23 protein-coding genes and 1 pseudogene are annotated in these 26,480 nt (G+C 67.5%); 15 read left to right on the forward strand and 9 right to left on the reverse strand.

Features of this window, described 5'->3' with window-relative positions:
• Positions 1–61: 61 nt before the first annotated feature.
• From ACGFZA_RS16020 to ACGFZA_RS16070, 11 genes are all read left to right on the forward strand, one after another.
• The gene (locus ACGFZA_RS16020; protein WP_393679575.1) at positions 62–490 is read left to right on the forward strand and encodes a hypothetical protein; all 429 of its coding nucleotides are present in this window, start codon (positions 62–64) and stop codon (positions 488–490) included.
• A gap of 81 nt (positions 491–571) precedes the next feature.
• The gene (locus ACGFZA_RS16025; RefSeq protein WP_393679577.1) at positions 572–970 is read left to right on the forward strand and encodes a hypothetical protein; all 399 of its coding nucleotides are present in this window, start codon (positions 572–574) and stop codon (positions 968–970) included.
• A gap of 271 nt (positions 971–1,241) precedes the next feature.
• Entirely contained in the window at positions 1,242–4,691 is a 3,450-nt protein-coding gene (locus tag ACGFZA_RS16030) for a transglycosylase SLT domain-containing protein (protein ID WP_393679579.1), read from the forward strand.
• 2 nt (positions 4,692–4,693) lie between these two features.
• Positions 4,694–8,668, forward strand: coding sequence for a hypothetical protein (locus tag ACGFZA_RS16035; RefSeq protein ID WP_393679581.1), 3,975 nt, complete (start codon positions 4,694–4,696; stop codon positions 8,666–8,668).
• A gap of 12 nt (positions 8,669–8,680) precedes the next feature.
• Entirely contained in the window at positions 8,681–9,802 is a 1,122-nt protein-coding gene (locus ACGFZA_RS16040) for a DUF5047 domain-containing protein (protein WP_393679583.1), read from the forward strand.
• Positions 9,799–10,719 carry a hypothetical protein gene (locus tag ACGFZA_RS16045; protein ID WP_393679585.1) on the forward strand — a complete coding sequence of 307 codons (921 nt, stop codon included), beginning with the start codon at positions 9,799–9,801 and terminating at the stop codon, positions 10,717–10,719. The genes ACGFZA_RS16040 and ACGFZA_RS16045 overlap by 4 nt, the downstream gene beginning before the upstream one ends.
• A complete protein-coding gene (locus tag ACGFZA_RS16050; RefSeq protein WP_393679587.1) occupies positions 10,716–10,955 on the forward strand; it encodes a hypothetical protein in 240 nt (79 codons plus the stop codon). Before ACGFZA_RS16045 ends, ACGFZA_RS16050 begins: the two co-directional genes overlap by 4 nt.
• Before the next feature lie 40 nt (positions 10,956–10,995).
• Positions 10,996–11,763, forward strand: coding sequence for a CHAP domain-containing protein (locus tag ACGFZA_RS16055; protein WP_393679589.1), 768 nt, complete (start codon positions 10,996–10,998; stop codon positions 11,761–11,763).
• 26 nt (positions 11,764–11,789) lie between these two features.
• Entirely contained in the window at positions 11,790–13,493 is a 1,704-nt protein-coding gene (locus tag ACGFZA_RS16060) for a peptidoglycan DD-metalloendopeptidase family protein (protein ID WP_393679591.1), read from the forward strand.
• Positions 13,494–13,503: 10 nt separating this feature from the next.
• Positions 13,504–14,037, forward strand: coding sequence for a DivIVA domain-containing protein (locus ACGFZA_RS16065; RefSeq protein ID WP_393679593.1), 534 nt, complete (start codon positions 13,504–13,506; stop codon positions 14,035–14,037).
• A 14-nt stretch (positions 14,038–14,051) separates the two neighbouring features.
• Positions 14,052–14,228: a hypothetical protein gene (locus ACGFZA_RS16070; RefSeq protein ID WP_393679595.1), complete on the forward strand. Its 177-nt coding sequence runs from the start codon at positions 14,052–14,054 to the stop codon at positions 14,226–14,228.
• Positions 14,229–14,333: 105 nt separating this feature from the next.
• Here the strand turns inward: ACGFZA_RS16070 and ACGFZA_RS16075 are convergent, their stop codons facing one another.
• From ACGFZA_RS16075 to ACGFZA_RS16085, 3 genes are read right to left on the reverse strand one after another with little or no spacing between them, the layout of a single operon-like run.
• A complete protein-coding gene (locus tag ACGFZA_RS16075; protein WP_393679597.1) occupies positions 14,334–14,624 on the reverse strand; it encodes a hypothetical protein in 291 nt (96 codons plus the stop codon).
• Complete coding sequence (locus tag ACGFZA_RS16080) at positions 14,621–14,893, reverse strand: hypothetical protein (RefSeq protein WP_393679599.1); 273 nt, start codon at positions 14,891–14,893, stop codon at positions 14,621–14,623. The genes ACGFZA_RS16075 and ACGFZA_RS16080 overlap by 4 nt, the downstream gene beginning before the upstream one ends.
• Entirely contained in the window at positions 14,890–15,444 is a 555-nt protein-coding gene (locus tag ACGFZA_RS16085) for a helix-turn-helix domain-containing protein (RefSeq protein WP_393679709.1), read from the reverse strand. The genes ACGFZA_RS16080 and ACGFZA_RS16085 overlap by 4 nt, the downstream gene beginning before the upstream one ends.
• Before the next feature lie 388 nt (positions 15,445–15,832).
• Here ACGFZA_RS16085 and ACGFZA_RS16090 point away from each other — a divergent pair, with 388 nt between their 5' ends.
• Positions 15,833–16,054 carry a hypothetical protein gene (locus ACGFZA_RS16090; RefSeq protein WP_393679601.1) on the forward strand — a complete coding sequence of 74 codons (222 nt, stop codon included), beginning with the start codon at positions 15,833–15,835 and terminating at the stop codon, positions 16,052–16,054.
• Between the two features lie 230 nt (positions 16,055–16,284).
• On the opposite strand, the gene ACGFZA_RS16095 is transcribed toward ACGFZA_RS16090, so the two are convergent.
• On the reverse strand, positions 16,285–17,313 hold the full coding sequence (locus tag ACGFZA_RS16095; RefSeq protein WP_393679603.1) for a tyrosine-type recombinase/integrase: 1,029 nt from the start codon (positions 17,311–17,313) through the stop codon (positions 16,285–16,287).
• Between the two features lie 105 nt (positions 17,314–17,418).
• Between ACGFZA_RS16095 and ACGFZA_RS16100 the strand changes: the two are divergent.
• Positions 17,419–18,720: pseudogene (locus ACGFZA_RS16100) on the forward strand (MFS transporter); the annotation flags it as partial.
• 105 nt (positions 18,721–18,825) lie between these two features.
• On the opposite strand, the gene ACGFZA_RS16105 reads toward ACGFZA_RS16100, so the two are convergent.
• Positions 18,826–19,308, reverse strand: coding sequence for an NUDIX domain-containing protein (locus tag ACGFZA_RS16105; protein WP_385271702.1), 483 nt, complete (start codon positions 19,306–19,308; stop codon positions 18,826–18,828).
• A gap of 30 nt (positions 19,309–19,338) precedes the next feature.
• A complete protein-coding gene (lnt, locus tag ACGFZA_RS16110; protein ID WP_385271705.1) occupies positions 19,339–20,934 on the reverse strand; it encodes an apolipoprotein N-acyltransferase in 1,596 nt (531 codons plus the stop codon).
• A 194-nt stretch (positions 20,935–21,128) separates the two neighbouring features.
• On the opposite strand from lnt, the gene ACGFZA_RS16115 reads away from it, so the two are divergent.
• Complete coding sequence (locus ACGFZA_RS16115; RefSeq protein WP_393679606.1) at positions 21,129–22,238, forward strand: O-antigen ligase family protein; 1,110 nt, start codon at positions 21,129–21,131, stop codon at positions 22,236–22,238.
• 96 nt (positions 22,239–22,334) lie between these two features.
• Here ACGFZA_RS16115 and ACGFZA_RS16120 read toward each other — a convergent pair whose 3' ends face one another.
• Positions 22,335–22,898 carry a hypothetical protein gene (locus ACGFZA_RS16120; protein WP_385271711.1) on the reverse strand — a complete coding sequence of 188 codons (564 nt, stop codon included), beginning with the start codon at positions 22,896–22,898 and terminating at the stop codon, positions 22,335–22,337.
• 69 nt (positions 22,899–22,967) lie between these two features.
• Positions 22,968–23,753 carry a glutamate racemase gene (locus ACGFZA_RS16125; protein ID WP_385271713.1) on the reverse strand — a complete coding sequence of 262 codons (786 nt, stop codon included), beginning with the start codon at positions 23,751–23,753 and terminating at the stop codon, positions 22,968–22,970.
• A 58-nt stretch (positions 23,754–23,811) separates the two neighbouring features.
• Here ACGFZA_RS16125 and ACGFZA_RS16130 point away from each other — a divergent pair, with 58 nt between their 5' ends.
• Positions 23,812–24,984: a glycosyltransferase gene (locus tag ACGFZA_RS16130; protein WP_393679609.1), complete on the forward strand. Its 1,173-nt coding sequence runs from the start codon at positions 23,812–23,814 to the stop codon at positions 24,982–24,984.
• Between the two features lie 13 nt (positions 24,985–24,997).
• Here the strand turns inward: ACGFZA_RS16130 and ACGFZA_RS16135 are convergent, their stop codons facing one another.
• Positions 24,998–26,341, reverse strand: a complete 1,344-nt coding sequence (locus ACGFZA_RS16135) for a TerD family protein (protein ID WP_393679611.1) — start codon at positions 26,339–26,341, stop codon at positions 24,998–25,000.
• Positions 26,342–26,480 lie beyond the last annotated feature (139 nt).

Consider the following 26,480-nt stretch of genomic DNA (forward strand, 5'->3'; position numbering starts at 1 on the left):
GGCGGACCGCGCGGGAGTATCGATCGTTCTTGGGCCGGAATGGGAAACCGTTTCGGCCCAATTGCGTGAGACCGATCCGGCGATGCCCGGCAACCTGCGCGACGCCTTGCGTAAGGCCGCCGACCCCATCGCCAACGACACCCGGCGAGCCGCTCTGGCTCTGCCGGCCCGGGGGCGGAAACACACCGGACTCCGCGGCCGTGTGGCCGCTGGTGTGAGCGTCCAGCCCTCGACGACAACCGACATCGGTGTCCGCTTCACGACGTCCATGGCCGACCCCCAGGAGGCCGAGTTGCCCCGGGGGTTGGACAACGGCGTCAGGGGATGGCGGCACCCGGTGTTCGGCAACTCCAACAACTGGGTCCAGCAGCGCGGCGGGTCGTGGTTCCGATCCACGATCGCCGACGACGGCCCCCAGGTCGAGCGCGCCCTTACGGACGTCCTCGAACAGGCTGCGGCATCGATCGCAGCGGCGGGCATCGGCCCGTAACCCCAAAGCAGGGGCGGGAAGGTTTCGGGTCCCTTCTCGCCCCGCTCTCTGGCCCGAATCAGACCCGTTGGGAGCAAAGTCATGGCACTTCTGTCACGCGATCAGATCCTCGACGCTAAAGACCTCAAGACCAAGGATGTCTCGGTTCCGGAGTGGGGTGGAGACATCCGAATTCGGATGCTCACCGGCAAGGAGCGGGACGACTTCGAAGCGTCGCTGGTGGAGATGAAGCGGGATGGGTCGGCTAAGCGGAACATCGAGAATGTCCGCGCCCGCCTCGCAACGCTCTGCATCATCAACGAGGCCGGTGAACTCATGTTCAACCGGGCCGATATCCGCATGCTCGGCAACAAGTCGTCGGCCGCGCTCGGCCGCGTCTTCGACGCCATCAACGAACTGAACGCGTTCTCAGATGAGGACATCGAGGATCTGGCCGAGGGTTTCGGCGAAACCCCGATCGAGAGTTCTACTTCCGACTAGCTCTCGCTCTGGGGATGCCTGTCCCCCAATTGCTCGCCACTCACACAAGCCGTGAGCTTTCCGAGTGGCGAGCATACGAACGCGCCGCCGGGCCCGTCGGTCCGGCTTATCTGCAAACGGTGTTGGCGGCACTCCATGAGGAAGTGCAGCACACCAACGTCCTTTTGGGTGCCGCTCACTTCTGCGAGGACCCGGAAGACAACCCCGTCGAGTTCAGGCCGTACCCGCGACCGAATGAGATCCTGCGCAAGCCGAGTGAGGAATAGGCACCATGGCAACACTTACCGCTCTCGGCTTCACCATTTTCTCGACGTACAGCGGGACCGGTGTGACTGCGGCCCGTCGCGACATCACCAGCTTGCAGCGTGACTTGCAGCGCGGTTCGTCCGGGCTGAACACGTTCACGGGGCGCATGGGCGCGATGATCGCGACGGCCGGTGCTCTGGGTCCGGCGCTCATCCCGATTGGCACTGCGGCGGCTGGAGTTGGCGCCGCCACCATCGCCATGGGTGCGAGCGCCGGCTCAGCTCTCGGCATCTTCGGTGTTGCCATGAAGGGCGCCATCTCCTCGACGCTCGCCCTGGCCGCAGCACACAAGCAACTGACCCCGGTGCAGACGACGTTCGTCGGCAACGTCAACAAGATGAAGGCTGCCTGGCAGCAGTTCATCCGGGACACGCAGAACGACACGCTGTCCGTGGCGAGCACGGCTATCCAGGGGATTACTGCGGGCATCGGGAAGTTGGCGCCAGTCGTCCGCGCGGTGACGCCTGCGATTCAGGGTGTCGCGACGGCGTTCAAGAACTGGGTCAACGACGGCGGGTTGGACCGGTTCATCTCCGTCATCATCAAGAATGGCGTGCCCGCCCTCAACCACCTCATAGCCGCTGGCAGGAACGTTCTGTCGGTCCTTGGGACTGGGTTCCGGGCGTTCGCCCCGCTGGGCGTGTCCGTCGCCGAGGCCCTGGAACGAGGGTCCCGCGCACTTAAGGGGTGGGCCGACGGCGGCGGGTTCCAGCGGTTCGTACAGACCGTGAACCAGTACGCCCCGTCGGTGAAGGAGTTCTTCAAGGCGCTGGGCGACGCCCTGAAGAACGTGGGCGCGGCCATGGTCGGGCTTGGGCCTCTGTCTCTGGGCTTGGCGACGAGCCTGTTGAAGATCGTGGCTGCTCTGCCCCCAGGCGTGATTCAGGCCCTGGTGGTCGGCTTCGTCGCCTTCCGCGTCGCGATGATCGCGATGACGATCGCGACGGTAGCCCAGACGGTGGCGACGGTCGCCCTGGCGGTGGCGTCCAGCCCGTTCCTGCTGCTCATGGCGGGGGCGGCCCTGACGATCGGTCTGGTCATCGCTGCGGTCGCCGCGCTGGCGGTCGGGATTTACTTCCTGGTCACCCGGTGGGAGACCGTCAAGACGGCGTTGGTCGCGTCGTGGAACGCGGTGTGGAACGCGTTGAAGGTTGCGGCCGAGGCGGTGTGGACGTTCCTTCAGCAGCGCTGGAACACGTTCATCAACAACATGATCTTGGTGTGGACCACGGTGTCCGGCGCCCTCACGACCGCGTGGACGGCGACGTGGAACGCGCTGAAGACGGCGGCCGAGGCGGTCTGGAACGCGCTGAAGACTGCATGGCAGGCGGTGCTGACCGCCCTGTCCACGGCGATGACGGCGACGATGAACGCGCTCCGTACCGCCTGGACGACGGCGTGGAACGCCATCAAGACGGCCGGCGAGGCTGTCTGGAACGCGCTCAAGACGGCATGGCAGGCAGTACTGACGGCGCTTCAGACCGCGGCGACCACGACCCTCAACGCTCTCCGCACGGCGTGGACAGCGGCTTGGAATGCCATCAAGACGGCGGCCGAGGCGGTGTGGAACGCGCTGAAGACGGCTTTCTCTGCGTTCTTTACCGCCATGAACGCGGTGTGGAACACCTTCAAGGCAGCTTTCACCGCTGCTTGGTCTGCGTTCTGGAACGCCGTGAAGACGGTCGCGAACACGATCTGGACGGCGATCAAGACCGCGTGGCAGGCGTTCTTTACCGGCCTGAACACGATTTACAACGCGTTCAAGGCTGCTTTCCAGGCTGCTTGGACTGCCGCGTGGAACGCGGTGAAGACGGCCGCTCAGTCGGTCTGGGACGCCATCAAGGCAGCGTGGTCTGCGTTCTTCGAGGCCATCAAGTCGGCGCTGTCGTCGGGCATGGACGCCATCAAGTCGGCCTGGTCGTCTGCCTGGAACACGGTGAAGGAAGTCGCGTCCGACATCTGGGGAAAGATCACTGACGTCATTCAGGGTGCCGTCGACAAGATCAAGGGCATCATCGGCACGATCGTCGGTGTCTGGAACAAGATCGCTGGTGCGGTCGGCCTCGACAGTCTGAAGATCAACCTGGCCGAAGGCGGGGTTGTCGGCGGGAGCCGCACGGGTGGTGGCCGGTTCGCCACGGGTGGAGTCGTCGGCTACGCGCAAGGCGGAGAAGTCGGTGCCACGATGAACTTCAGTCGTGGCGGCGGGGTCCTCTCCGGCTACGCCCCGGGGAAGGACACCGTCCCGGCGGTCCTCTCCAAGGGCGAAGGAGTCCTGGTCCCCGAGGCCGTTCGAGGTCTCGGCGCCGGGTTCGTCCACGGAGCGAACTACCACTTCAGCAACGGGCGCGCGGGGTCGCGCGGTGCAGCTGCCGCGTACGGCTTCGCTCAGGGCGGCGTGGCCGGCGGATCGCTGGGCGGCGTCCAGGCGTGGCACAGGGATGCGCCGAACGGGTGGCATGCCGCTGTCGGCGGAGTCGTCCCGGGTGAGATCCCGGTACCTGGTGGAGGCACCGCCGGACAGGACCCGGCCGACCCCGAGGTGAAGGACGGCGACGACGGGTTCAAGAGCGTCGTCGGGGGCGCCGTGAAGAACGCCCTGGCCGGTGCTGGGATGGTCCTCGGGTTCATCGGTGAGGCCGCGATCCGCGCCCTGTTCGATGGGGTGCTGGGGCAGGTGACGGGCTTCAACATGGCCGGTCACTTCGGGGAGATCCTGAAGGGCGGCACCAAGAAGCTCCTTGACGGCATGATCGAGAAGCTGGTGAAGAAGGACGCCGACGCGAAGGCGTCCTACACGTCGATGTCTGTCGCTGGCGCCAAGTCGGTGCAGGCGTGGGCTCCGTTGGCTGCTCAGGCTCTCGCGATGGCGGGTCTGGCTCCGGGCCAGTTGCAGGCGTTCTTGGCGCTCATGGCGGCGGAGTCCGGGGGTAACCCGAACGCCATCAACAACTGGGACATCAACGCCACCAACGGTGTGCCGTCTCAGGGCCTGATGCAGGTCATCCCGCCCACGTTCGCGGCGTATCACGTGGCGGGGACGTCAAACAACATCCTCGATCCGCTCGCGAACATGGCCGCGTCTGCGAGCTACATCAAGTCGCGGTACGGCGGCAGCGTCCCCGGTTCGCCTTACGCGCTGGGGACCACCTCGGCGACGCGTGGTTGGCATCTCGTCGGCGAACGCGGTCCGGAAATGGCGTACTTCCGGGGCGGCGAACGGGTCGACGCCAACAACCGCACGCGGACTCTCCGCCGAAGTGGCGGCGGGTCCGGCGGTGACGTCGTCTTCGAGGACGGCTGTTTCCGTATCGACGCCCGGGGCGCCTCGGTCGAGGCGGTGAAGCGGATGGAAACCGATCTGGTTCCGAAGCTTCGCATGGCAGTTCAGGCAGGGACCGGAAAGAGGGGTTAGCCATGGGCAGTTACAACCACTACTGCAACTCCGACTACAGGAACGAGGGTTGGACGTTCGGTGGTAGTGGTGTGTCCCATTGCTACCAGGCTTGGAACAACGACGACGACACCAAGTACGCCTCCTGCCCTTCGTACAAGGGGCGTGCGACCGTCAAGTTCCCGGTGGACATCTCTTCCGGTTCCATCCCGGACGGCGCTGTCATCACATCGGTGACGATCAACATCCGGGTGAAGAAGACCCTGGCATCAACCAAGTCCGTCACGGTCAACATGCTGTCGACGGAGGACACGTCCCGCTACACCAGCCGGACCCTGTACCCGACGATGACGATCGCCAACTATGAGGTCGGCACGTACACCGTCGACCCGGTCGGCAAGCCCTGGACGCGCGACCGGCTCAACCGGCTCATGGTCCAGGTGTTCTCGTACCTCGTGCCCCCGAACGACGGTGTTCGGGTGTACAAGGTGTGGGCCACGATCAACTACCGGGTCCGGCCCACCGTCAAGGTGAACCAGCCGACTGGCACCGTGGGTTCGCCGTCTCCGGTCGTCGACTGGACGTACACCCACTCTGACGGCGACCAGCAGAAGTCGGCGGAGTACAAGATCTTCACCGCTGTCCAGCAGGGCCTGTCAACGTTCAACCCTGACACCTCGTCGGCCACGTATGCCGGCTCGGTGTCCGGCGACATCACGAACTTCAACCTTCCGACCGCTCTCACTCCGGACGCGTACTACATCTACGTACGGGCCCGCTCCGTGTTCGACGCTCAGTCGGCATGGGCCGGTCGAGCGTTCACCGTCCAGGGAGCGGCCCCGGGTGTTCCCGGTGGCGGGTTCGCGGGAGTGGGCACGGGAGGCGGCGGGGGGTTCGAGTCGGTCATCGCAGACCCGGTCACCTCGAACGCGTACCTGACGCTTCGGGACGGCTCCAACCTTCTGTCGGTCCAGCAGGCCGACTTCGAAACGACGACGGACAGCCTCGGGTACACGGCAACGAACTGCACGATCGCTCAGGACACCACGACGTTCTTCAACGTCGGTGGCGGCTCGATGAAGCTCACGGCTTCGTCCCTCGGGACGATGTCCGCGCAGTCGTCGTTCATGGAGATCGCGCCGTCCACTCCGGTGACGGCGCGCGCTCAGTTCAAGGCCAAGACCACATCCCGGACGGTCAACCTCGACGTGCTGTTCTACGACGAGTCGTTCACCGCGATATCGGGGACGCTTAACGGGACCGGCACGGACCTGACGGGGACCTGGACCGAGATCACGTGCACCGGGCCGACCCCTGCTGGGGCGGTCTATGCCCGGGTTCGGCTCCAGGTGGTCACCGCGGCTTCGGGGTCGGTCCACAACGTCGACAACGTCGGGCTAATGTACGGCACCAACTCGGTGTGGTCGCACGGCGGGCACATGTCGCGGAACCTCCTGACGTCGGCTGCGTCCGACGGCGACGACCCGGTGACGGCAGAAGCGTGGGCGGCGGCCTCGGTCGCTTCCTCGTACTCCCGCGTCGCCGCGTCGGGCACGGGCTCGGAGGGCTCCAAGCAGTTCAAGATGACGTACGTCGGGCTGTCGCCGTCGCTCACCTACGTGGCGACGGGCACGGCGTTCTCCGACTCGACGTCCGGGAGCGGATACACCCTGAACAAACCGGCCGGGGTCGCCGACGGCGATCTGTTGGTGGCGTACGTGTCGTCGGAGAAGGGCGGCACCCCGACCCCGCCCGCCGGCTGGACGCTGGTGGACACCGTCATCAACGACGTGGGGCAAGTCGGTCTCACGGTCATGATGCGTGACGGGCTCGCCGCCGACCCCTCGACGTGGGTCGGGGACTTCCCCGTCACAGCGCTCCGCAAGCGGGCCGTGGTGGTCGCCTACCGGGGTGCGGCGGACACGTCGACACAGTTGGCCACGGAGAACGTAGCGACGTCGTCGGGCGGCAGCTACTACCCGACGTCGGCCACCATCGCGAACACCGACCCGAACGCGTGGCGGCTGTCGGCGTTCGCCTACCGCGACAGCGCGTCGACCGGAACGAGCATCGCGAACACCCAACCCCCGGCGACCGTTCCCCCGATCGCGTACGTGGGGAAGGCCCCAGTCTGGTGGTACGGCGGAGCACAGGCGTCGTACACCCTGAACCGGCCCACGGGCGTCGTGTCCGGCGACCTGATGTTGGCGTTCGGCTCATTCTCGGGGACGGCGACACCGACGGCCCCCACGGGCTGGACGCAGGTACGCCGCACGGTGAAGACCGTCGGGAACGGTGATGACCACTCCGGAACGTTGACGTTCGTGGTGTGGAAGCGGACGGCCGGATCATCCGAGCCGGCGTCCTGGTCGGCAGCGTTCTCCGGCTCGGGAACCCCGGCCCTGACTCAGGTGGTGGCGTACAGGAACTGCGAGACCGCGGCGAACCAGTTCATCGACGAGTCTGGGAACTCCACCTCGTCCAGCTATCAGCTGACGACTCCGACCGTGACGAACAACGACTCGAAGGCGTGGCGGGTCTGCGCGTTCGGGGCGACGACCGCGACGGGCGACAGCATGACGTCGACCGAGACGATCGAGCGGTGTGACGACTCGACGGATGTCGGCGCGCACCCCGACCCGCAGGTTGGTGTGTACGACTCGAACGGGCCGGTGTCGACGGGGTCGTACTCGCGTAAGGGCACGGTCCAGAACCAGGACCCTTGGGCGGTCTGTTCGTGGATCGGGATCATCAAGCCGTTGGCCGTCGCGCCGTCTGCTGGGGCGAACGAGACGGAACGGCAGGACGCTTCGATTCCGTCGTCCGGCTCCAACAGCCTGAACCTGTCGGTGTACGACTCCAACGGGGTCGCCCCGACCGGCAACCAGTCGGTGACCGGGCAGTACACCCCCGCTTCGGGTACCACTCCGCTCATGGGGACGGCGTCTTGGATCGGGTTCCTGACTCCGGCCGCCCCAACGGTCGGCGGTGAGGTGGGGGCGACCCTGGTCGACTATGTCGACATCACGTCGGTGGACCCGGCGGTGATCGCCCGGTCCGGGGGGAAGCTCACCTATCAGGCTGCGTTCCTCGGCTCGACGGCCGGGGCCCCGTTCCTGAAGGTGTTCTTCTACGTCGGGAACGAGCTGGTGTCGACGCAGGTTGCTGCGGGCCAGTCGTTCAACACCACGACGTGGGTGAAGTCGTTGGCGACGTTCAACATCCCGACCGGCACCACCCGCGTCAAGGTGGGCGTGTCGGCGACGGACCGGGCCGTCAACGACTTCGTGTGTTGGGACCGGGTCAGTGTGGCGTTCGGGGACTCCCCGGTGTGGCGTCGCGGCACTGGGCGGCCGACGCATCCCATCTTCAACGTGCCGCTGCTGGAGTACGCCGAGGACTTGGGCGACGGGTACGGCGAGTGGAAGACGCTGCCGGGGTCTGAGAGGGCGCTGTTGAAGTACGACCAACTCACGGGGTTGGCAACGTACATCGATCAGACGATCATCCCGCTGTCGTCGAGGAAGTACCGCGCCAAAACCGTCTCGTACGGTCTGGCCGGCGACCTCTTCGCTTCGGGCTATGGCCCGGAGTCCGACGAAGTGACGCTCAACGCTGCTGAGTGGTGGCTTAAGGACCCGCTGAATCCAGATAGTTCGATTCAGCTCAAGGTCAAGGCCATCCCGTTGGCGGTGGCGACGTCGAACACGTCGGCAGTATTCCAGCCTCTCGGGGCGGACCGGCCAATCGTTCTGACCGAGGGATACAAGGGCGACACCGTGTCCATCACGGTGGAGTGTGACCGCGTCCAGTACGCCAAGCTGCGGCGGCTGCTGAATTCCGGCCGAACCTTGTTCCTCCAATCCAACCTGGACAACGCGTGGTGGGTGCGCCCTGTCGGCGACCTAGGCGCGGAAACGCAGCTGACCGGCCACATGTGGACTGATCCGCTGCGTTTCGTGTCTCTCACGTTCACGGAAGTTGCGAGCGACTTGTAAGGAGGTGCGGGCATGGAAGCTGCAACCGCACGATTCCTCTCCCGTATCCGAGCCTCACACCAAGTCGTCTCGTACATCGACGTCCAGGGACCGAACCAGGATGCTTTCCGGTTGACCGCCACGGGTGGGAACGTTGCGGTCGACCGGACGGCAGCCATTCGGCGTCGCTGTGTGGCTTCCTGTGTGGACCCGGACGGAACACTGACTCCTCGGTCCGCCGAGGATCTGTTGACCCCGTACGGGACGGAGATACGCCCGTACCGGGGAATCCGGTACGACGACGGCACCGAAGAGGTGATGCCGCTGGGCGTGTTCCGGATATCGAAAGCGACCGTCACGGACTCCGTGGGAGGTTCGCCCGACATTCAGTTGGAGGCGTACGACCGGTCGAGGACGGTGTCCAGGGACAAGTTCACGTCCCCGTACAGCATCCCCGTCGGGACGAACGTCGTCCAAGCCATCAAGGACATTCTGGCCCGTACGTTTCCCGCTTTGACGTACGACAGCATCACGTCGGCCCTTTCGACGTCGGCCCCGATGCTGTACGACGTCAACGACGACCCCTGGGACATGGCGTGTCAGCTAGCGGTGTCCCTCGGGTGTGAGCTGTTCTTCGACACCCGGGGCGCTGTCGTCATCGCGCCCCCGGTCGACATCGACGCCTTGCCGGCTCCCGCCTTCACGTACATCGAGGGCCCGGGGTGCACGATGCTCGACCTCTCCTCGGTGTTCACGGACGAGCCCGGCTACAACGGCGTCGTGCTGATCGGTGAGTCCGTCGGCGATGAGCTTCCGCCGGTCCGCTCGATCGTCTGGGACGACCAGCCGACGTCGGCGACGTATCACCTCGGCCCGTACGGGGAAGTCCCGATGACCGTCACGGACCCCATCGTCAAGACGCAGTCCGAGGCGGACACGGCCGCCGCGGGCTTGTTGCGGGGGCAGCTCGGGTTCTCGTCGCAGCTGTCGTTGACGGCCTCGGTGAACCCTGCGCTGGACGCGGGTGACGTCGTCCAGGTGGTGCGGGCCCGGTCGGGGGTGTCTGGCCTGTACGCGGTCGACACGCTGACCGTGCCGCTTGAGGTGACCGGGACTCAGCCGATCGGGCTCCGACAGAAGCGGGTGGTGTCGTGACGTCTCCCGCCGAGCCTGCGAGCACTCCCGACGACGTTCCGGTCCCCGAGGCTGCACCCGGGCCCGGGGTGTCGGAGGGGGACATCCGGGACCTGGCCGCGCAGCTGATGGCGCCGCCTCTCTCCTTCGACCCCTCGACTATCCGCAAGGGTGTCGTGACGGCGGTGTCCGCCGGGGACGCCTCGAACGCACCGACGATTTCCGTGACGCTGTCGGGCGATGACTCGACGGTCATCGACGGGGTCAGACTCGCGGCGGACTACTCGCCGAACATCGGCGATACGACGATTCTCATCAAGCAGGGTGCAAGCCTGTTCGCCGCTTTCAAGATTGCGGAGGCCGGTTCCATTACGGCGTCCAGCAGCGTTGGGGGCTGGCAGCAAGCCAACTTGCTTTCGGGTATGGCCCATAACGGGAACTCGCAGGGAAATCTCATGTTCCGCCGGGTCCTGGAAGATGGGTCCTGGAAAGTGCAGTGGAAGGGTGGCGTCTCCATTTCGGGGACGCAGACCGCCATATGCACCGTGGACGGCGACTATCGGCCGTCGGGGTTGCGAACCCTGGTCGCTGCGAGGGATGCGAACGGCTCGAACGTCGTGAAGGTGGACTTCAACCAGTCGGGGTCGGTCTCCATCGTCGGGCCGACGACCCGTGCGGACAGTACTCAGCTAGCCGACTCCACCCATTCACACGGTGGTTCAACGAACGGCGGAGATTACACATCGTCTGCCGGCTCTCACTCTCATTCGTACTCGAACTACACCCTGGGCACCTACTCGACGTCGTCGGGCGGTAGTCATCAGCACTACGCCTATGCGCAGGGAATCAGCGAAAGCACGCACTCTCACGGGTCGCATTCCCATGCGGTTGCGTCCCCGGTCTGGGTGTCTCTGAACGGGTTGGAGTACTTCCTATGATCGACGACACCGGGAGCAATCACGTGATCGGTGGCGAAACGGTCGGCGAACGACTCGTGCGAATCGAAACGAAGTTGGACACCTTGCTCCAGCACGCCATGGATCACGAACAGCGACTCCGAAAGCTGGAGGATCGGGCAGATTCCCCGCTTCGCGCGTACGCCACCCCCATAGCCATGCTCGCGGCCATCGCATCAACTGCGGTCGCCATCTGGCAGACAATCACCAACAAGTAAGGACCCGAATATGTCCGGTGTAGAAGCAATGGTTGCCGCGATGGTTTCCTGCCTCGGTGCAGGCGAAACCAACGGCAACAACACCAACTACATAACCCGTTGGTACGGGCTCAACGACGCGTGGTGCGACATGACCATCACGTACGCGGCCTACCACTCAGGCAACGAATCTGCGGTCTGCTTCGGCGGGAAGTACGCGTACACCGTCGCGCACGCGCAGGCGTTCAAGGACCGGGGAGCCTGGCACACCGACACCGCCGGTATCCGCAGAGGCGACATCGTTTTCTTCGACTGGAACGGCTCGAACAGCATCTCTGCAATCGACCATGTCGGCATCGTCGAGTCGGTCAACGGGTCGGCCGTCCACACCATCGAAGGCAACATCGGGAACGTGTGCGCGCGGAAGGTCCGGTACGCCGACACCATCGCCGGTTACGGGCGGCCGAAGTACGTCAACCCGACACCGACAACCCCACAGCCGCCGACGACTCCGCCCCCGGCCTCGAACCTCCCAACGGTCCGCCTGTCCGTGGTGCAGCGCGCCGCGAACTCGCCGACCGGGAAGTACGGGGTCGACGGCACCGCCGGTTCGTCCGTGAAGGACACCACCCTCGTACAGAACGCACTCATCAAGCTCGGTCTGTGCGTGTTCCCGGGCCGTGGAGAGTTCGGCCCCCTCACCGTCCAGGGCTACGCCAAGTGGCAGCGGTCCCTGGGCTACACCGGGTCTGACGCCGACGGGCACCCGGGCCTCACCTCGCTCACCAAGCTGGGCGCCAAATCCGGCCTGTTCAAGGCGGGTAACTAAACGAACAAGTAAGGATGGTGGGCCCGGTGGCTCACGGAAGGCACAGAAAGAAGAAGGACAGCAGGGTCAAGGCCCTGTCGGTGATCGCAGTGGCCGGAACGGGAGTCGCCGTTCCGGCCACATTCGTTGGGACGGCCCACGCCGACTCCTCGACGGTGTGGGACCGCCTCGCAGAGTGCGAGTCCGGGCAGGACTTCGGGATCAAGACCCCGCCGTACTACGGCGGGTTCCAGTTCCTCCAGTCGACTTGGAACGCGGTGGGAGGGACCGGTAACCCGGCAGACGCCACCCCGGCCGAGCAGCTGAAGCGAGCGAAGATCCTCCTGGCCGAGGAAGGCCCGGGGCAGTGGACGTGCTCGACCATGACCCTGGTGTCCGGGCAGCGGTACGCCGGACAGTACGTGGGCCTCACCCGGGAGAACGGGGCGGCCGAGGGGCTGTCCATCCTCGGTGGTTCCGGCACGACCACCACCCCCGCGCCGGCTACCGGTTCGGGGACGACCGTGAACGCGGCGAAGGCCATCGCGTGGGCGGTCGGGCACGCCAACGCCGGGGATCTTCGGTACTCGTTCGGTGCTGAGGGGCCGACGGCGTACGACTGTTCCTCGTTCGTCCAGGCCGCCTGGCGGTCGGCCGGCGTCAGCATCGGCAGGGACACGTACGAGCAGGACGAGACCCTTCCCCACGTGTCGCAGTCGGACATGCGGCCCGGGGATCTGATCCTGTGGAACTTCCAGGGGACCGGTCAGCCGTCGCCGAACCACGTCACGATGTTCATCGGTGACGGGAAGATGGTCGAAGCGTCTGGGTCGCGTGGCATCACGGTGTCGAACGTCTCCGGTCGCGGCGGTCAGATCGTCGGCGTGGTCCGCCCGGACGCGTCTTCCGTCCCGTCGACTCCCACCACACCTACAACCCCGCCGGTCACAACTCCGCCGACGACTCCCCCGGTTGTGTCTCCTCCGGCAACGCCGAAGCCGCACAACCACAAGGGGAAGGGACACTGGCACGCCCCCGCCGTTCCCAAGACGGCAGGGACGTACACAGTTGTTCCGGGCGACACCCTGTCGGACATCGCGTACGCGCACGGTTCGAGTCACTGGGGCCCGCTGTACCAGGCAAACCGGGACGTTGTGGGCGCAAATCCTCACCTTATCTTCCCGGGTCAGGTGCTGCGCCTACTGGCCGGTTCTGGTGCAGTATCGGGACATTCCGACCACCACAAGGCGACGTCGAAGCCGGTGACCCCGGCCCCGGTCGACACCCCCACCCCGGCCCCGTCACAGACGGCGTCGCCGTCTCCGACGACCACCCCGGGGCAGGTGGCTGACTACGTGTCGCCGGTCGCTCAGGCGCCCGGCTACGCGTTCGGCGTCATCAACGGTTCGTACTCCGCGGGCTTCCACACGGGGACTGACTTCCCGGTGCCGGTCGGCACGCCTGTGCATGCCGTCGCCGCCGGGACGGTCATCGTCGGCGGGCAGGGCGCGGCGTACGGCAACCACATCGTCATCCACCACCCGGACGGGAAGTACACCCTGTACGCCCACCTGTCCCGGATCGACGTCACCGACGGCGCGACTGTCGCCGCTGGGGACGTCATCGGCATGTCCGGGGCCACCGGCAACGTGACCGGTCCTCACCTGCATTTCGAGGTCCGGAACACCAACACCTATGGGGACGTCATCGACCCCGTCAAGTGGCTCCGCAGCCACGGAGTTTCGATCTAAGGAGTTCTCGATGTTGACACCCGTAGACATCGACCGGAAGCAGTTCACCACCGTCCGCCTGAAAGAGGGCTACGACCAGGACGACGTAGATGACTTCCTGGACAGCTGCAAGGGAGCCTTGGCCGGCTCCCTTGCCCGGGAGCAGGCCGCGCAGTCCGAGCTGTCACGCGTCAAGTCTCAGCTTGCCGTTGTTCAGCGGCAGTTGGACGCGTACGGGTCGGCCCCGACCACGGCCATGCCTGCCATTCCCGAGTACCTGGGCGATGTGTCGCGGATTCTGTCCGTTGCCCAGCAGACGGCGGACCAGCAGACCGCCGAGGCCGCGAAGAAGGCTGATGAGCACATAGCGGCGGCTAAGTCGGAGGCCGCCCGCATCATCGGCGAATCGACGGTGGAGGCCGACAACCAGCGGAATCGGGCGCAGGGGGAGCTGTACACGGTGCAGACCACGCTGGCCGGTCTCCGCGACCAGGAACAGAAGCTTCGCGCGTTCCTGACGGATCACCTGACCGCTCTCGGCGCCAAGCTCGACGAGCCCCACTAGAAGGAGAAACCCCCATGTTCACTCTCGGATCGGCTGCCAAGGCTTTCGTGGCCGCAGCTGCCGCCGCTGCCGGAACTCTGGCAGTGGCTACGGCCGACGGTTCGCTGTCGACCGGTGACCTTGTCACCGTGATTCTGTCCGTGCTCGGCGCGCTCGGCGTGACGTACGCGGTCCCGAACAAGCAGCCGTAACCCAAAGGGCCCCCGCTTCTGGCGGGGGCCCGCTTTTTTGTGCCCGAGTTCCGTTACATTCAGGGCGGGCGTCCCCAGCTCATAGCCCGAGCTGGGGGCGCTCTCCTACCGGCGTGCCAGCCGGACCACCGCGTACGTGATGCCGAGGATGACGTCCACGAACGCCCACAGACCGATGATCAGGCCCACGCCGATCGCCGTCCCCGCGTCGGAAGCGTCCTTGCAATCTGCCGTGGACAGCGACCCGCAGTCGGTGGCGCCGCCGGAGTTGGCTCCGAGGATTACCCAGAGCAGGAAGACCACCTGGACGGCTATGAACGTCCACATGAACACCCGCTTCCTCTTCTTCGGAGTCTGCGCCGGCTGCGCCGTCGTATGTATCTGAGCGTGTGTCATGACACTTCCTTCTTTCCTGCTGCGGCGGCACTTCCTGCGGTGAGTCCCGCGACGAACACTTGGGTCATTGCCTCGACTGCCCGCATCCGGGACAGGGTGGTGTGGCCCGCGATGGCGATACCGATGAAGAGGATCGCGAGGGCTCCGTAGGAGGCTCCTGCTTTCTCCGTTACGCGGAGGATTGTGACGACGAGAGCCCCGGCCCATCCCCCGAGTACCGACGCGATGGCAAGCGCCCGTCGGTGCTCTTGTTTCAGACGCGCCGTCATGACGCGTCGCCTCCCGTCATGTCGTCGTATGCGTCCATGAGACGTTCCCTTTCCGCCTCGGTGAGCCCCCGGATTTTGCTCAACTGCCGCTTCACGGCCGCGCGCTGGGCGGTGGGCTCGGGAGTCGGCAGGGGCTCCACGTTGACGATCTGGCCGTCCATGAGGCCAGCGGTTACAGCCAGCCGCAAAGGATCGACTTTAAGCAGCTTAGCCAGTTTCAGCGTTGTGTCCATGGTTGGGACACCTTGTCCGCTTCTCCACCGGCTTACGGCTGAATCATGCACCTTCAGGCGCTTTGCAAGGTCACGCCCCTTTATGTCCTTGTTTCCCATGGTCAGATCCAGCCATCGGCCGAATCTTTCGGCACCGGTCGGCGTGGTTCCCATGGCTCGCAAACTTCCTTCCCAGGCATTAATTGGGACGAACTGCGTACATTCACGACGCTCCCGCAACGTGCGCCGCAGGTCAAGGTACGTTCCCACATAAATAGGACGTAAGCATCCTGACCTGCGCAAACGGGCGAAAGTATTACTTGAGGGTAGAAAGATCATGAAAAGTTCTGCCCTCGAACTCTTGACGCCCTCGCAACTTCGGCGCAAGGTTGAAACCAGACGAACCAACCGAAACAGGTTGAAAGACACCGAATCGGACACGATCGTTAAGACGCGGGAAGCGCGCCCCACCAGGGGAAACAGGTACGACGATCAGCCCGCAAGGGTCCTTGGCAAGATCGTGCGACGGCCCCGCCGGGGGCCCCCAAAAATCCCGGCGCCCGGCGGGCAGGCGATCCAGATCAACTTGGCTGTTTCGATCACCCCGCCGGACATGGGCTACCCCGGACGCTTAGCGGCCGACGGGAGGAGCGCACATCACCGCGCAGCGGGTTCGACTCCCGCGTAGCTCACGGATCACACCCAACCCCCCACGGAAGTGATCACCATGAACGAACATCGAGATCCTGGGCCCCGGCACCGGATCAAGATCCCAGGAACGGACGTCACCGCTCTCGTCTACTGGACGTCGATCGGATGGCGCTACCGGCTCCACACGTCGGATCACCCCGAACAGATGGTGTCGGGATACATCGATTGCCTGCCGTCCGAGGTCACCCCGGAGCAGGTTGCGAAGATCGCGTTCATCCTTCGGGAAACGGACTTCTGATCATGGACGCCGAACGTCTTGAGATCCGCTATGACGGTCGCACGGGTTCTTGGGGAGTCTGGGATACCGAGGCCGCACGGTTTGCCGCACACACGGGCAGTGAGAGGGGCGCAAAGGCCCTCCGCCGACTCGTCCGGCACTGGATTGAGACCGGCGCAGGAATTTACGCCGTTTAGACCGGGGGCGGGACATGCGACCCACACGACTCGCTTCCCGCCCCCACCTTCGAATTACACCGGCCTCCGGATCGGCGTAACCGTCGCATCCGGCGCCACCCCGATGAATCGTCGGCCCCGGAGGTTCCGATTCCGGGCCTCACGCTCAGCCTGCAACCCCAAGTACCGTTCCGTCGTCTCCTGGTTCAAGTGACCAAGGAATGCCGACGTCTCCCGCAATGCGTGATCGTGGCTGACCTCGGTACGGCGCCGGTCAAAGTAGATGCGGGCGACGGACCGCCGGATCACATGCCAGGCTTCCCCCTTCTCGACATGGACGCCCGACGCCTCGAACACCACCTTGAGCCGTTCCGACGCCCACGAGTATGAGCACTGTCGAACGGGGTCGGGCACGTAGTACACGTACCCCGTACCCGAGTGGTTCCGGCGCGACCAGCCAGGAAAGAGAAACCCTTCATCCTTGAGCGTCTGGCCGGTCTCGCGTGTGTACCAAAGGAGGTACCGGCGCAATTCATCTTCGAGATCGAGGGTTATGGGCATTGCGTCGAACCGGCCCGTTTTCATGACCCACACGTACAACTCCCCGGTGTCCATGTCGACGTCGGAGCAGCGCAGCTTTCGGACGTCAGAGACGCGGAGGGCGGTTCCGATGCATACGGCGATCATGGCGCGGAGCATCGGGTGTTCGGCCCGTTCCAGCATCAGCAGTAGCGCCGACTCGGGGAGCCGAGTGGGCAAGCCGTCGTGTCGGGTCCGAGCCTGCCTCGATCGGAAGACCTTGCGAGGTGCGACCAACGGAGAGCGGGACCAGCCGCGCATGTAGCCGTACGCGAAGAAGGAGTTCAGCGCGGACCGGTAGCACGTGCCGGTCTTGGGCTTCTTCCCGACTAGGATTCCCGCCGGCCCGTACAGGAAGTCGTTCAGTTCCTGAGTGTGGATTCCGGCGAACTTCCGCCCCGGGTAGCGGGCTTGGAGCCTGTTCAGTACGTGTCGGTACTGCTGGATAGTGCCCCGTGGGATGTTCTCTTTCCGCTGGGCGGTCTGGAACTCCTGTATCGCCTCTTGCAGGCTGGGACTGATCATGATGTCGCTCCGTGCGAGTGATGGACATTCTACGCCCGCAGGGACAGAAACACTGTTTATTCATTATGGGAACCAACCTGGACATATAGACCCGAAAGAGTCCAATACGACTTCTTCCTCTACGGATCAGCGGCCGCACTGGTCTTCAACAAACTGTTCTTCCCCGATTCCGAGCCGCTCGTCGGAACCCTGCTGTCCTTCCTCACGTACGCCGTCGGCTTCGCCGCGCGGCCGATCGGTGCACTGGTCTTCGGGCACTACGGCGACCGGCTCGGGCGCAAGAAGCTGCTGGTGCTCAGCCTGTTGATGATGGGCGGCGCCACGTTCGCCATCGGGCTGCTGCCGACCCACGCCACCGTCGGCGTCGCCGCTCCGGTCCTGCTCACCGTGCTCCGGCTGGTGCAGGGTTTCGCTCTTGGCGGCGAGTGGGGCGGGGCCGTACTGCTGGTGTCGGAGCACGGGGACGCGAAGCGCCGCGGGTTCTGGGCCTCGTGGCCGCAGACCGGTGCACCGGCCGGGCAGTTGCTCGCCACCGGGGTGCTCTCCGCACTCACCGCGATCATGTCGGATTCGACCTTCGAGGCGTGGGGCTGGCGTATCCCGTTCCTGCTCTCCGGCGTACTGGTGATCATCGGTTTGTGGATTCGTCTGTCTGTCGATGAATCGCCGTTGTTCAAAGCCGCGCTGGCACAGGCCGAGGAGCGCAGGGCCGCTTCCGGGGCAGCGGAGAAGCTGCCGGTCGTGGCCGTGCTGCGGCACCACTGGCGCGATGTGCTGATCGCCATGGGCGCCAGGATGGCGGAGAACATCAGCTATTACGTCATCACGGCGTTCATCCTCGTCTACGCGACGACCGCGGCCGATCTGAGCAAGCAGACGGCACTCAACGCCGTCCTCATCGCGTCGGCGATCCACTTCGCCGTCATCCCGCTGTGGGGCGCGCTGTCCGACCGGGTCGGGCGCCGGCCGGTCTACCTCGTCGGCGCGGTCGGGGTGGGGCTCTGGATGTTCCCGTTCTTCGCGCTGATCGACACCAGGAGCTTCTGGAGCCTTCTGCTCGCCGTGACGGTGGGTCTGTTCTTCCACGGGGCGATGTACGCGCCGCAGGCTGCCTTCTTCTCGGAACTCTTCGCCACCCGGATGCGGTACTCGGGTGCGTCGATCGGCGCCCAGTTCTCGTCCGTCGCGGCCGGTGCCCCGGCACCGCTCATCGCCACCGCGCTGCTCGCCGACTACAACAGCTCGACACCGATCGCGCTGTACGTGATCGCCGCCGCGCTCATCACCGTGCTGGCCGTCGTCTGCGCCAAGGAGACCCGGCACAGGGACCTGGCGGACGTGGAGCCGGACGGAGGGCAGGACACCTCCGCGAAGCCGTCCGCTGACGCCGTGCACAGCGGTACGTAGCGTCCGATCCGCTGGGGTGCGTCGTTCCTGATCCGCAGCGGTACGCAGTGTCTGACCCACAACGGCCGGGGGCCGGGGGCCGAGTGCGGCCGCCCGGCCCCGCGGTCACATCTGCGGGTCGGTGGCCTCGAACCAGGTGGGTCCTTCGGTCATCGACTGCTTGATCCGGAAGAGCGCGAACTCCTGCAGCGGTGGCAGCGCGTCGACGTGGAACCAGTCCACTTCCAGCGACTCGTCGTCATTGACCCGGGCCGTGCCGCCGGTCGCACGGCAGCGGAAGGTGACGTCCAGGTACTGGCACCGGTCACCGTTCTCGTACTGCACAGGAGGCAGGGCCTGGGTGAGCACCACCCGCTCGGCCACGCAGTGCACGGCGGTCTCCTCGTACACCTCGCGCTCCGCCGTCGCCGCCGGCTGCTCCCCCGGCTCGGAGATGCCTCCGATGATCGACCAGTCGCCGGTGTCGGCGCGTCGGCCCAGAAGCACTCTGCCTTCGTCGTCGAAGACGACGGCGCTGACGCCGGGCAGCAGGAGCAACTGTTGACCCGCGGTGGCGCGGATCTCGCGGATGAAGTCAGGAATTGCCATGCCACGACCCTACGCGGCGCGGCGGCCCGCTCAACGGGCACGTCGCGCGCGCACCGCCCCCACCGTCACCCAGCCGAGTCCGATCACCGCGAGCAGCGCCAGCAGTCCTTCGGGAAGCGGGCCCATCCTGGTCGCCGGGGTCAGCGAGGAGCGCAGCGGCACCTCGTCCACCAAGGCGTCCGGCGTGAACATCTTCGTCTTCTGGACGACGGTGCCGTCCGGGCGGATCACCGCGCTGACACCGCTGGTGACCGGGACGACCACGGAACGGCTGTGCTCGACCGCGCGCACCCGGGACATGGCGAGCTGCTGGTAGGTCATCTCGCTGCGGCCGAAGGTGGCGTTGTTACTGGGGACGGCGATCAGCTGGGCGCCGTGCTCGACCGTGTCGCGTACGGCGTCGTCGAACGCGGCCTCGTAGCAGGTGACCAGCCCGACGTCGGTCCCTGCCAGATCGAAGACGCCGACCTTCTTTCCCGGTCCGAAGTCGCGCTGCACACGGTCCACGTCCGAACTGAAGATGCGCACGAAGGAGCGCATCGGCATGTACTCGCCGAACGGCTGGATGTGCCGCTTGTCGTACGTGGCCACGGGGCCCTTGTCCGGGTCCCACTGGATGAGGGTGTTGCGCAGGTCGCCCGTGTCGGGTTCGACGACCGCGCCGACCACGGTCGGCACACCGATCGCCTTCACGGCGTCGTCGATGACGATCCTCGCGTCGGCGTTGCGGTAGGGGTCGAGGTCGGAGGAGTTCTCCGGCCACAGGACGAAGTCGGGCTGGGGGACCTTGCCCGCCTTCACGTCCCGGGCGAGCTGCTCCGTGCGGTTGGCGTGGTTGTCCAGGACGGCGCGGCGCTGCGAGTTGAAGTCGAGGCCGAGCCGCGGCACGTTGCCCTGGATCGCGGCGACGGTCGCGGTGCCGTCCTCGGCGGAGTCGTCCACCAGCGGCAGCGACGCGAAGGCCGCGGCGACCGGCACGAGGACGGCCGCCGCGGTCGCCGCAGCCGCCAGGCGGGGCAGTTCGCCCGTGGCACGGCGGATCCGGAACCGGCGGACCGCCTCGAAGAGCCCGAAGCCGCACAGCACCACGGCGAACGAGAGGAGCGGCGTGCCACCCAGCGCGGCGAGCGGCAGGAACACGCTGTCCGCCTGCCCGAAGGCGATCTTGCCCCAGGGGAAGCCGCCGAACGGCACCCGGGCCCGGAGCGCCTCGTCGAGCGTCCAGACCGCGGCGGCCCAGAACGGCCAGCCGGCGAGCCGGGACACGGCCGAGATGCCGATGCAGCCCACGGCGATGAACAGCGCCTCGGCCGCGGCGAGAGCCAGCCACGGCACCGGGCCGACCTCTTCGCCCGTCCAGTGCAGCAGCGGCAGCATGAAGCCGAGCCCGGCGAGCAGGCCGAGGCCGAACGCGGCGCGGAAACGGCGTTCGAACAGCACCCAGCCGAGCAGCGCGAAACCGGGCAGAACCAGCCACCACAGCGGCCGGGGCGGGAAGCTCGCGTAGAGCAGCACCCCGGAGAGGACGGCGGCGGCGGGCCGTGCGAGGCGCGGCAGCAGACGGCCGGCTCGGGTGGTGGAGACGGGCTTCTGCGGGTCGCCGACCTGGGCGATGGTGGTGCTCACCCGGCGGAGTCTACGGTGACGCGCCATGTCCCGGGGAGCCCCGTCGCGCTGACGGAATCCCTACCGCCGGATCGTTTCTTCGCATCTCCTGCACATATGACCGCTGTGACCGTTAATCTGTGCGCCAGTCCCCCGCCGACCGGCCGGATCCGGCCTTCGCGATCGGGACGGTCACAGGCCGGGGGACGGACGTGATGACTGCACCAGCAGAGCGGGGACCCGAGGACGGCAACGCCTCCGACGTCGCGGGGGCACTGATTCTGGCCGCGTGCGCGATCTGGTCGCTGATCAGCGCGGCCGGACGCGAGACCCGGCCCGAAGGGGTCCTGCTCGCGCTGCTCGCCGTCGCGGCGGGTTTCGCCTGCGGGCGGATCTGCGGAACGCTACTGCCGGTGGCAACCGCGGCCGTGTCCGCCCTGGCCGCCCTCGTCATGGCGCTCCTCTGGCGTCATGGCATGCCCGGTGCGACGGCCACCGTGGACACCGCTCCGGGACACACCGGCGCGGCGGCCGCGCTGCTGGTCCTGGCCGCCGGTGCGGCCTGCTGCGCGGCGGCCGCGGCCCGGCGGGAATGCCTGCGGTTCGCGCTGCGGCTGCTGGCTCTCGGCACGGCCTGTGTCGCACTCGCACTCGGTTCCGTCGCCGGGTTCGCGGCGGCGATCGGGGTGCTGCTGTGTTCCCTGGCAGCGGTCAGAATGCACCGTCGGCTGCTCGGGCTCGCCGGTCTGGCACTCGCCGCGGGCCTGATGGCCGGCCTGTCGTGGGCGATGGCCGAGGAGGTACTGCCCCACGGGCTCACGGTCTCCCTGGAGGGCCAGTTGACCAGCTACCGGGTGCAGCTGTGGCAGGACGCGACGCGGCTGGCCGGGCAGCAGCCGTGGCTCGGCGTCGGCCCCGACCGCTTCGCCGACCTGAGCCCCACCGCGCAGCAGACCCTGGGTTCGGACGGGAAGCCGCACTCGGCGGCGCTGCAGCAGGCGGCCGAGCAGGGGGTGGTCGGTGTGGTGCTTCTGGCGGCCGCGTTCGGCTGGCTTCTGTACGTCCTGTGGCGCTCACCCCGCAGCACCGCGGTGGCTCTGACCGCCGGCGCCGCGCTCACGGCCCTGGCGGGGCTGGCGAGCGTCGGCAACGCGCTGAGCTTCACACCCGTGACGGCCGGGGCGGGGCTGCTCGCCGGGCTGGCGTCGGCCAGGCGGCCGATCGGGGAGGCCGACCCCGCGGGCGGCGTCGCCGTGGAGCGGTTGCCGCACGGCGGGGACGGTGTACCGGGGTCCGAAGCGCAGGCGGACCGCGCGGGACGGTGAGACCGGCCGGGGAACCGCTTGGCTGCGGGCTTCACGCCGGGCGGCGCCGAGGCGTCGGCGGACTCCTCACGGACCGGAGCGGCGACGTCCCGAAGGTCAGGCGCCAGCCGCTGCACCGGTGGACGGCAGGTGCAGGCGGTCGCGGATGAACCGGACGCCCGCCTCGGCGTCGTCGACCGTGACGGTGAAGGTCCTGCCGTCGCCGAGCCTGAGCACCAGGCCCTCGCCTCGGCGCACGACCACGGCCGTGCCCTGCTCGGGCCGCCAGCGGTAGCCCCAGCCGCCCCACTGGCGCGGGGTGACGCGGGGTGCGAACTCCGCGCCCACCACATGGGTGAGCAGGATGCGGCGGCGCGGCAGCCCCATGTGGCCGCAGCGCACTTCGAGGGCGTCGCCGTCGACACGGACCGCCACGTTCACGAAGGCGAGGGTCCCGAACAGCATGAGCAGTCCGGCCGCCACGCAGCCGATCACCGACATGAGCAGCGGAGCGATGCCGGAGGTCCAGGTGGAGCTGACGGCGAGCTGGATGCCGAGCGCCAGACAGGCGGCGCCTGCGGCCGCGAGTACCCACTGGGTCCGGTTGGTGGCCCGGCCGACCCAGACCGCTGTGTGGGTATCGGCACCGGTACGCGTCGGTTTGCGGGGGTGGTCCCTCATGCCAAGCAGCGTACTGAACAATGCGCACGAGGGGACGGGTCTCACGGCCCCGTTCGGGCCGCCGGGCGGTCAGCGGGCGGTGGTGACGGTGGCGAGCCCGCGCCCTTCCGCGTAGGCCAGGGCGGCTTCCGGCAGCTCGGCCGGCTGTCCGCCGAGGAGTACGGCGAGTCCGGCGGACGGTTCGGCCGACGGAGCGGGCTCGGCCCCGATCCGGCGCAGGGCCTGGGCGGCCACGGCGCCGGCGGAGCCGTGCAGGACGACGGGCGGGCGGCCGGGCTGCTGCACGGCGCCCCGGATGCGTTCGGCGACCAGTTCGTAGTGAGTACAGCCCAGCACCACGGCCTGCACATCGGGCGGCGTGAGCGCGGCGGCGGCGGCCAGGGCCTTCTCGATCCCGGCCTCGTCCGCGTACTGCACTGCGTCGGCCAGCCCGGGGCAGGGCACCTCGGTGACGGCGGCGGTCCCGGCGAAGTCACGGATCAGTCCGCGCTGGTAAGGGCTGCCGGTGGTGGCCGGGGTCGCCCAGATCGCGACCGGGCCGCCTGCCGCGGCGGCCGGCTTGATCGCGGGGACGGTCCCGATGACCGGCAGCGCGGGCTCCAGCGCGGCCCTGAGCGTGGCCAGTGCGTGGACGGAGGCCGTGTTGCAGGCGACGATCAGCGCGTCCGGCCGGTGGTCCGCGGCGGCCCGGGCAACGGCCAGGGCGCGTGCCGTGACGTCCTCGGGCGTCCGGGGCCCCCAGGGCATGCTGGCGGGGTCGGAGGAGAGCACCAGATCGGCGTCCGGCCTCAGCCGGCGTACTGCGGCGGCGGCGGCGAGGAGGCCGATTCCGGAGTCCATGAGCGCGATCTTCACCCAGTCACCATAGTCGACCGCCCTTGCGGTCCCGGCTCAGTGGGGCAGACTTCGGCCAATGAGCGCCGTTGCCTGGATCGCCGTGGGTTCGCTGGTCGTGTGGGTGTGGCTGCTGCTGGGGCAGGGGTTCTTCTGGCGGACCGACCAGCGGCTGCCGAGCCGCGCCGCCCCGGCGCAGTGGCCCTCGGTCGCCGTCGTCGTGCCCGCCCGCGACGAGGCGGACATGCTTCCGGTGAGCCTGCCGTCGCTGCTGGCGCAGGACTATCCGGGCACCGCCGAGATCTTCCTGGTCGACGACTGCAGCAAGGACGGCACGGGCGGTCTCGCCCGTGAGCTGTCCGTACGGTGCGCGGGGCTGCCCGTCACCGTGGTGTCCCCCGGGGAGCCCGAACCCGGCTGGACGGGCAAGCTCTGGGCGGTCCGGCACGGGATCGCGCTGGCCCGGTCCCGGGATCCCGAGTACCTGCTGCTGACGGATGCCGACATCGCGCACGAGCCCGACAGCCTGCGGGAACTGGTGGCGGCCGCCGAGTCGGGCGGCTTCGATCTGGTCTCGCAGATGGCGCGGCTGCGGGTGGAGAGCGTCTGGGAACGGCTCGTCGTGCCGGCCTTCGTCTACTTCTTCTCGCAGCTCTATCCGTTCCGGTGGGTGAACCGGGCGGGGACGCGCACGGCCGCCGCGGCGGGCGGATGCGTGCTGCTGCGGACCGAGGCGGCGGTACGGGCACGGGTGCCGGAGTCGATCCGGCAGGCGGTGATCGACGACGTGTCCCTTGCGCGGGCGGTGCGGCGCAGCGGTGGACGGATCTGGCTGGGGCTCGCGGAACGGGTGGACAGCGTGCGGCCGTACCCGCGCCTGGCCGACCTGTGGCACATGGTCTCGCGGAGCGCGTACGCGCAGCTGCGGCACAATCCGCTGGTGCTGCTCGGCACGGTGCTCGGCCTCGCACTCATCTACCTGGCGCCGCCCGTGACGCTGGTGGCGGGGCTGCTGGGCGGGGATCCGGCGGCCGCGTGGGCCGGGGGCGCCGCGTGGGCCGTGATGGCCGGGACGTACATGCCGATGCTGGGGTACTACCGTCAGTCGCTGTGGCTCGCTCCGCTGCTGCCGTTCACCGCACTGCTGTATCTGGTGATGACGGTCGATTCCGCGATGCAGCACTATCGCGGCCGCGGCGCGGCCTGGAAGGGGCGTACGTACGCCCGTCCCGAGGCCGCACCGGATCAGTGACCGCCTGCCGGTCTCACTTGCGGCCGGGGGTCCAGTTCATGCCCCAGCCGTATGCCTGGTCGATGGTGCGCTGGGGGCTCACACCGCGTTGCGGCACGAGGTAGCGGGCTTCGCGCTGCACGGTGAGGTCGTTCCCGTTGGTGGTGATGAGCGCGAGCGCGCAGACCGTCGAGGGGACGGTGCATTCGTCGAGCGAGAAGTCGATCGCCGCGCCGTGCTGGGGCTGGAGGGTGACGGTCGCATGGAGATCGGCGAAACTCCGGGCCCCTTCATAAATGGTGACGAAGATGAGGACCCGGCGGATCCTGGCCTTCTGGTCGAGGTTGATCGTCAGGTTCTCGCCGGAGGCGACGGCGCCCGTGCGGTCGTCGCCGTCGAGCTGGATGTAGGGCGGCTGGTGGAGGGCGCCGAAGGCGTTTCCGAGCGCCTGCACCACTCCCTTGCGGCCGTCGGTCAGTTCGTAGAGGGCGCAGAGGTCAAGATCGAGATCCGCGTGCTGCGCAACGGCCCTGCCGAGCTTGCTGCCCCATCCCTTGAATTGCTTGCGCACTTCCCAGTTGAGATTGACGCGCATGGCTCCCGACGTACCGCCCTGCTTCGCGAGCGAGACGGACGGCGCGTCCTTCGTGAGGGTCACCTTGGTGAGACGGACGGGCTGGGTGACGGGGGGCGCGGGAGGAACCGGCGGGGCCATCGGGGCGGCCAGCGTCGGCTGGGGGTACTGGGGCGGAGGCGGCGTGGCGGCAACCCGCGTTGCCGGGTGGGGCGGTTGGGGTTGCACGGGCGTGTGAGGCTGAGGTGCCCGTGCGGGCTGCTGCGGTTCGTCGACGGAGATCCCGAAGTCCGTGGCGAGCCCTTCGAGCCCGGTGCCGTAGCCCTGGCCGACCGCCCGGAACTTCCAGGAACCCTGGCGTCGGTAGAGCTCCCCCAGGATGAACGCGGTCTCGACCGTCGCGTCCGTGCTGTCGAAGCGCGCCAGTTCCGTGCCGTTCGCCGCGTCCGTGATCCGCACGTAGAGCCCGGTCACCCGGCCGAACGAACCGCCGTCCGCGGAGGCCGCCAGCACCACGCGGTCGACGGAGGGCTCCACCCCGGCCAGGTCGACGGCGAGCGTGTCGGTGGCTGATCCGGCAACGGTCCGCTTCCCCTCGTGACGCACCGCTCCGGACGCGTGGACCGGCTGGTTGTAAAAGACGAAGTCCGCGTCGCTGCGCACCTTCCCGGACCCGAGGAGAAGGAGTGCCGAGGCGTCCACGTCCGGGGTTCCGGGGGCGGTGCGCCACCCCAATTCGACACGCACGGCCTGAGCCGCCACTGGAACATTGGTTCCTTTTAGCATGGTCATGCTCGCCCCCATTGTGAGTCCGGCTGCCGAGACCTTTCCCGGTCAACCTAATGCCCCTCCTGTCACGAGGCCCACAGTGGTGCGCGCGCGGGCACGCGGACCCGTCGGCAACTCCCCGTGAACTCGCCCTCTACACGATCAGCACATCGCG

Source organism: Streptomyces sp. NPDC048211 (assembly GCF_043202315.1).
In the GTDB taxonomy this organism is placed as follows: Bacteria; Actinomycetota; Actinomycetes; order Streptomycetales; family Streptomycetaceae; genus Streptomyces.

What these genes read in the sequence shown, in the direction of transcription:
- ACGFZA_RS16025 (WP_393679577.1), top strand. Translation starts at nt 572, where the DNA reads ATGGCACTTCTGTCACGCGATCAGATCCTCGACGCTAAAGACCTCAAG.
- ACGFZA_RS16030 (WP_393679579.1), top strand. Translation starts at nt 1,242, where the DNA reads ATGGCAACACTTACCGCTCTCGGCTTCACCATTTTCTCGACGTACAGC.
- ACGFZA_RS16035 (WP_393679581.1), top strand. Translation starts at nt 4,694, where the DNA reads ATGGGCAGTTACAACCACTACTGCAACTCCGACTACAGGAACGAGGGT.
- ACGFZA_RS16040 (WP_393679583.1), top strand. Translation starts at nt 8,681, where the DNA reads ATGGAAGCTGCAACCGCACGATTCCTCTCCCGTATCCGAGCCTCACAC.
- ACGFZA_RS16050 (WP_393679587.1), top strand. Translation starts at nt 10,716, where the DNA reads ATGATCGACGACACCGGGAGCAATCACGTGATCGGTGGCGAAACGGTC.
- ACGFZA_RS16055 (WP_393679589.1), top strand. Translation starts at nt 10,996, where the DNA reads ATGGTTTCCTGCCTCGGTGCAGGCGAAACCAACGGCAACAACACCAAC.
- ACGFZA_RS16065 (WP_393679593.1), top strand. Translation starts at nt 13,504, where the DNA reads ATGTTGACACCCGTAGACATCGACCGGAAGCAGTTCACCACCGTCCGC.
- ACGFZA_RS16070 (WP_393679595.1), top strand. Translation starts at nt 14,052, where the DNA reads ATGTTCACTCTCGGATCGGCTGCCAAGGCTTTCGTGGCCGCAGCTGCC.
- ACGFZA_RS16075 (WP_393679597.1), bottom strand. Translation starts at nt 14,624, where the DNA reads ATGACACACGCTCAGATACATACGACGGCGCAGCCGGCGCAGACTCCG.
- ACGFZA_RS16080 (WP_393679599.1), bottom strand. Translation starts at nt 14,893, where the DNA reads ATGACGGCGCGTCTGAAACAAGAGCACCGACGGGCGCTTGCCATCGCG.
- ACGFZA_RS16085 (WP_393679709.1), bottom strand. Translation starts at nt 15,444, where the DNA reads ATGATCTTTCTACCCTCAAGTAATACTTTCGCCCGTTTGCGCAGGTCA.
- ACGFZA_RS16090 (WP_393679601.1), top strand. Translation starts at nt 15,833, where the DNA reads ATGAACGAACATCGAGATCCTGGGCCCCGGCACCGGATCAAGATCCCA.
- ACGFZA_RS16095 (WP_393679603.1), bottom strand. Translation starts at nt 17,313, where the DNA reads ATGATCAGTCCCAGCCTGCAAGAGGCGATACAGGAGTTCCAGACCGCC.
- ACGFZA_RS16105 (WP_385271702.1), bottom strand. Translation starts at nt 19,308, where the DNA reads ATGGCAATTCCTGACTTCATCCGCGAGATCCGCGCCACCGCGGGTCAA.
- ACGFZA_RS16115 (WP_393679606.1), top strand. Translation starts at nt 21,129, where the DNA reads ATGACTGCACCAGCAGAGCGGGGACCCGAGGACGGCAACGCCTCCGAC.
- ACGFZA_RS16120 (WP_385271711.1), bottom strand. Translation starts at nt 22,898, where the DNA reads ATGAGGGACCACCCCCGCAAACCGACGCGTACCGGTGCCGATACCCAC.
- ACGFZA_RS16130 (WP_393679609.1), top strand. Translation starts at nt 23,812, where the DNA reads ATGAGCGCCGTTGCCTGGATCGCCGTGGGTTCGCTGGTCGTGTGGGTG.
- ACGFZA_RS16135 (WP_393679611.1), bottom strand. Translation starts at nt 26,341, where the DNA reads ATGGGGGCGAGCATGACCATGCTAAAAGGAACCAATGTTCCAGTGGCG.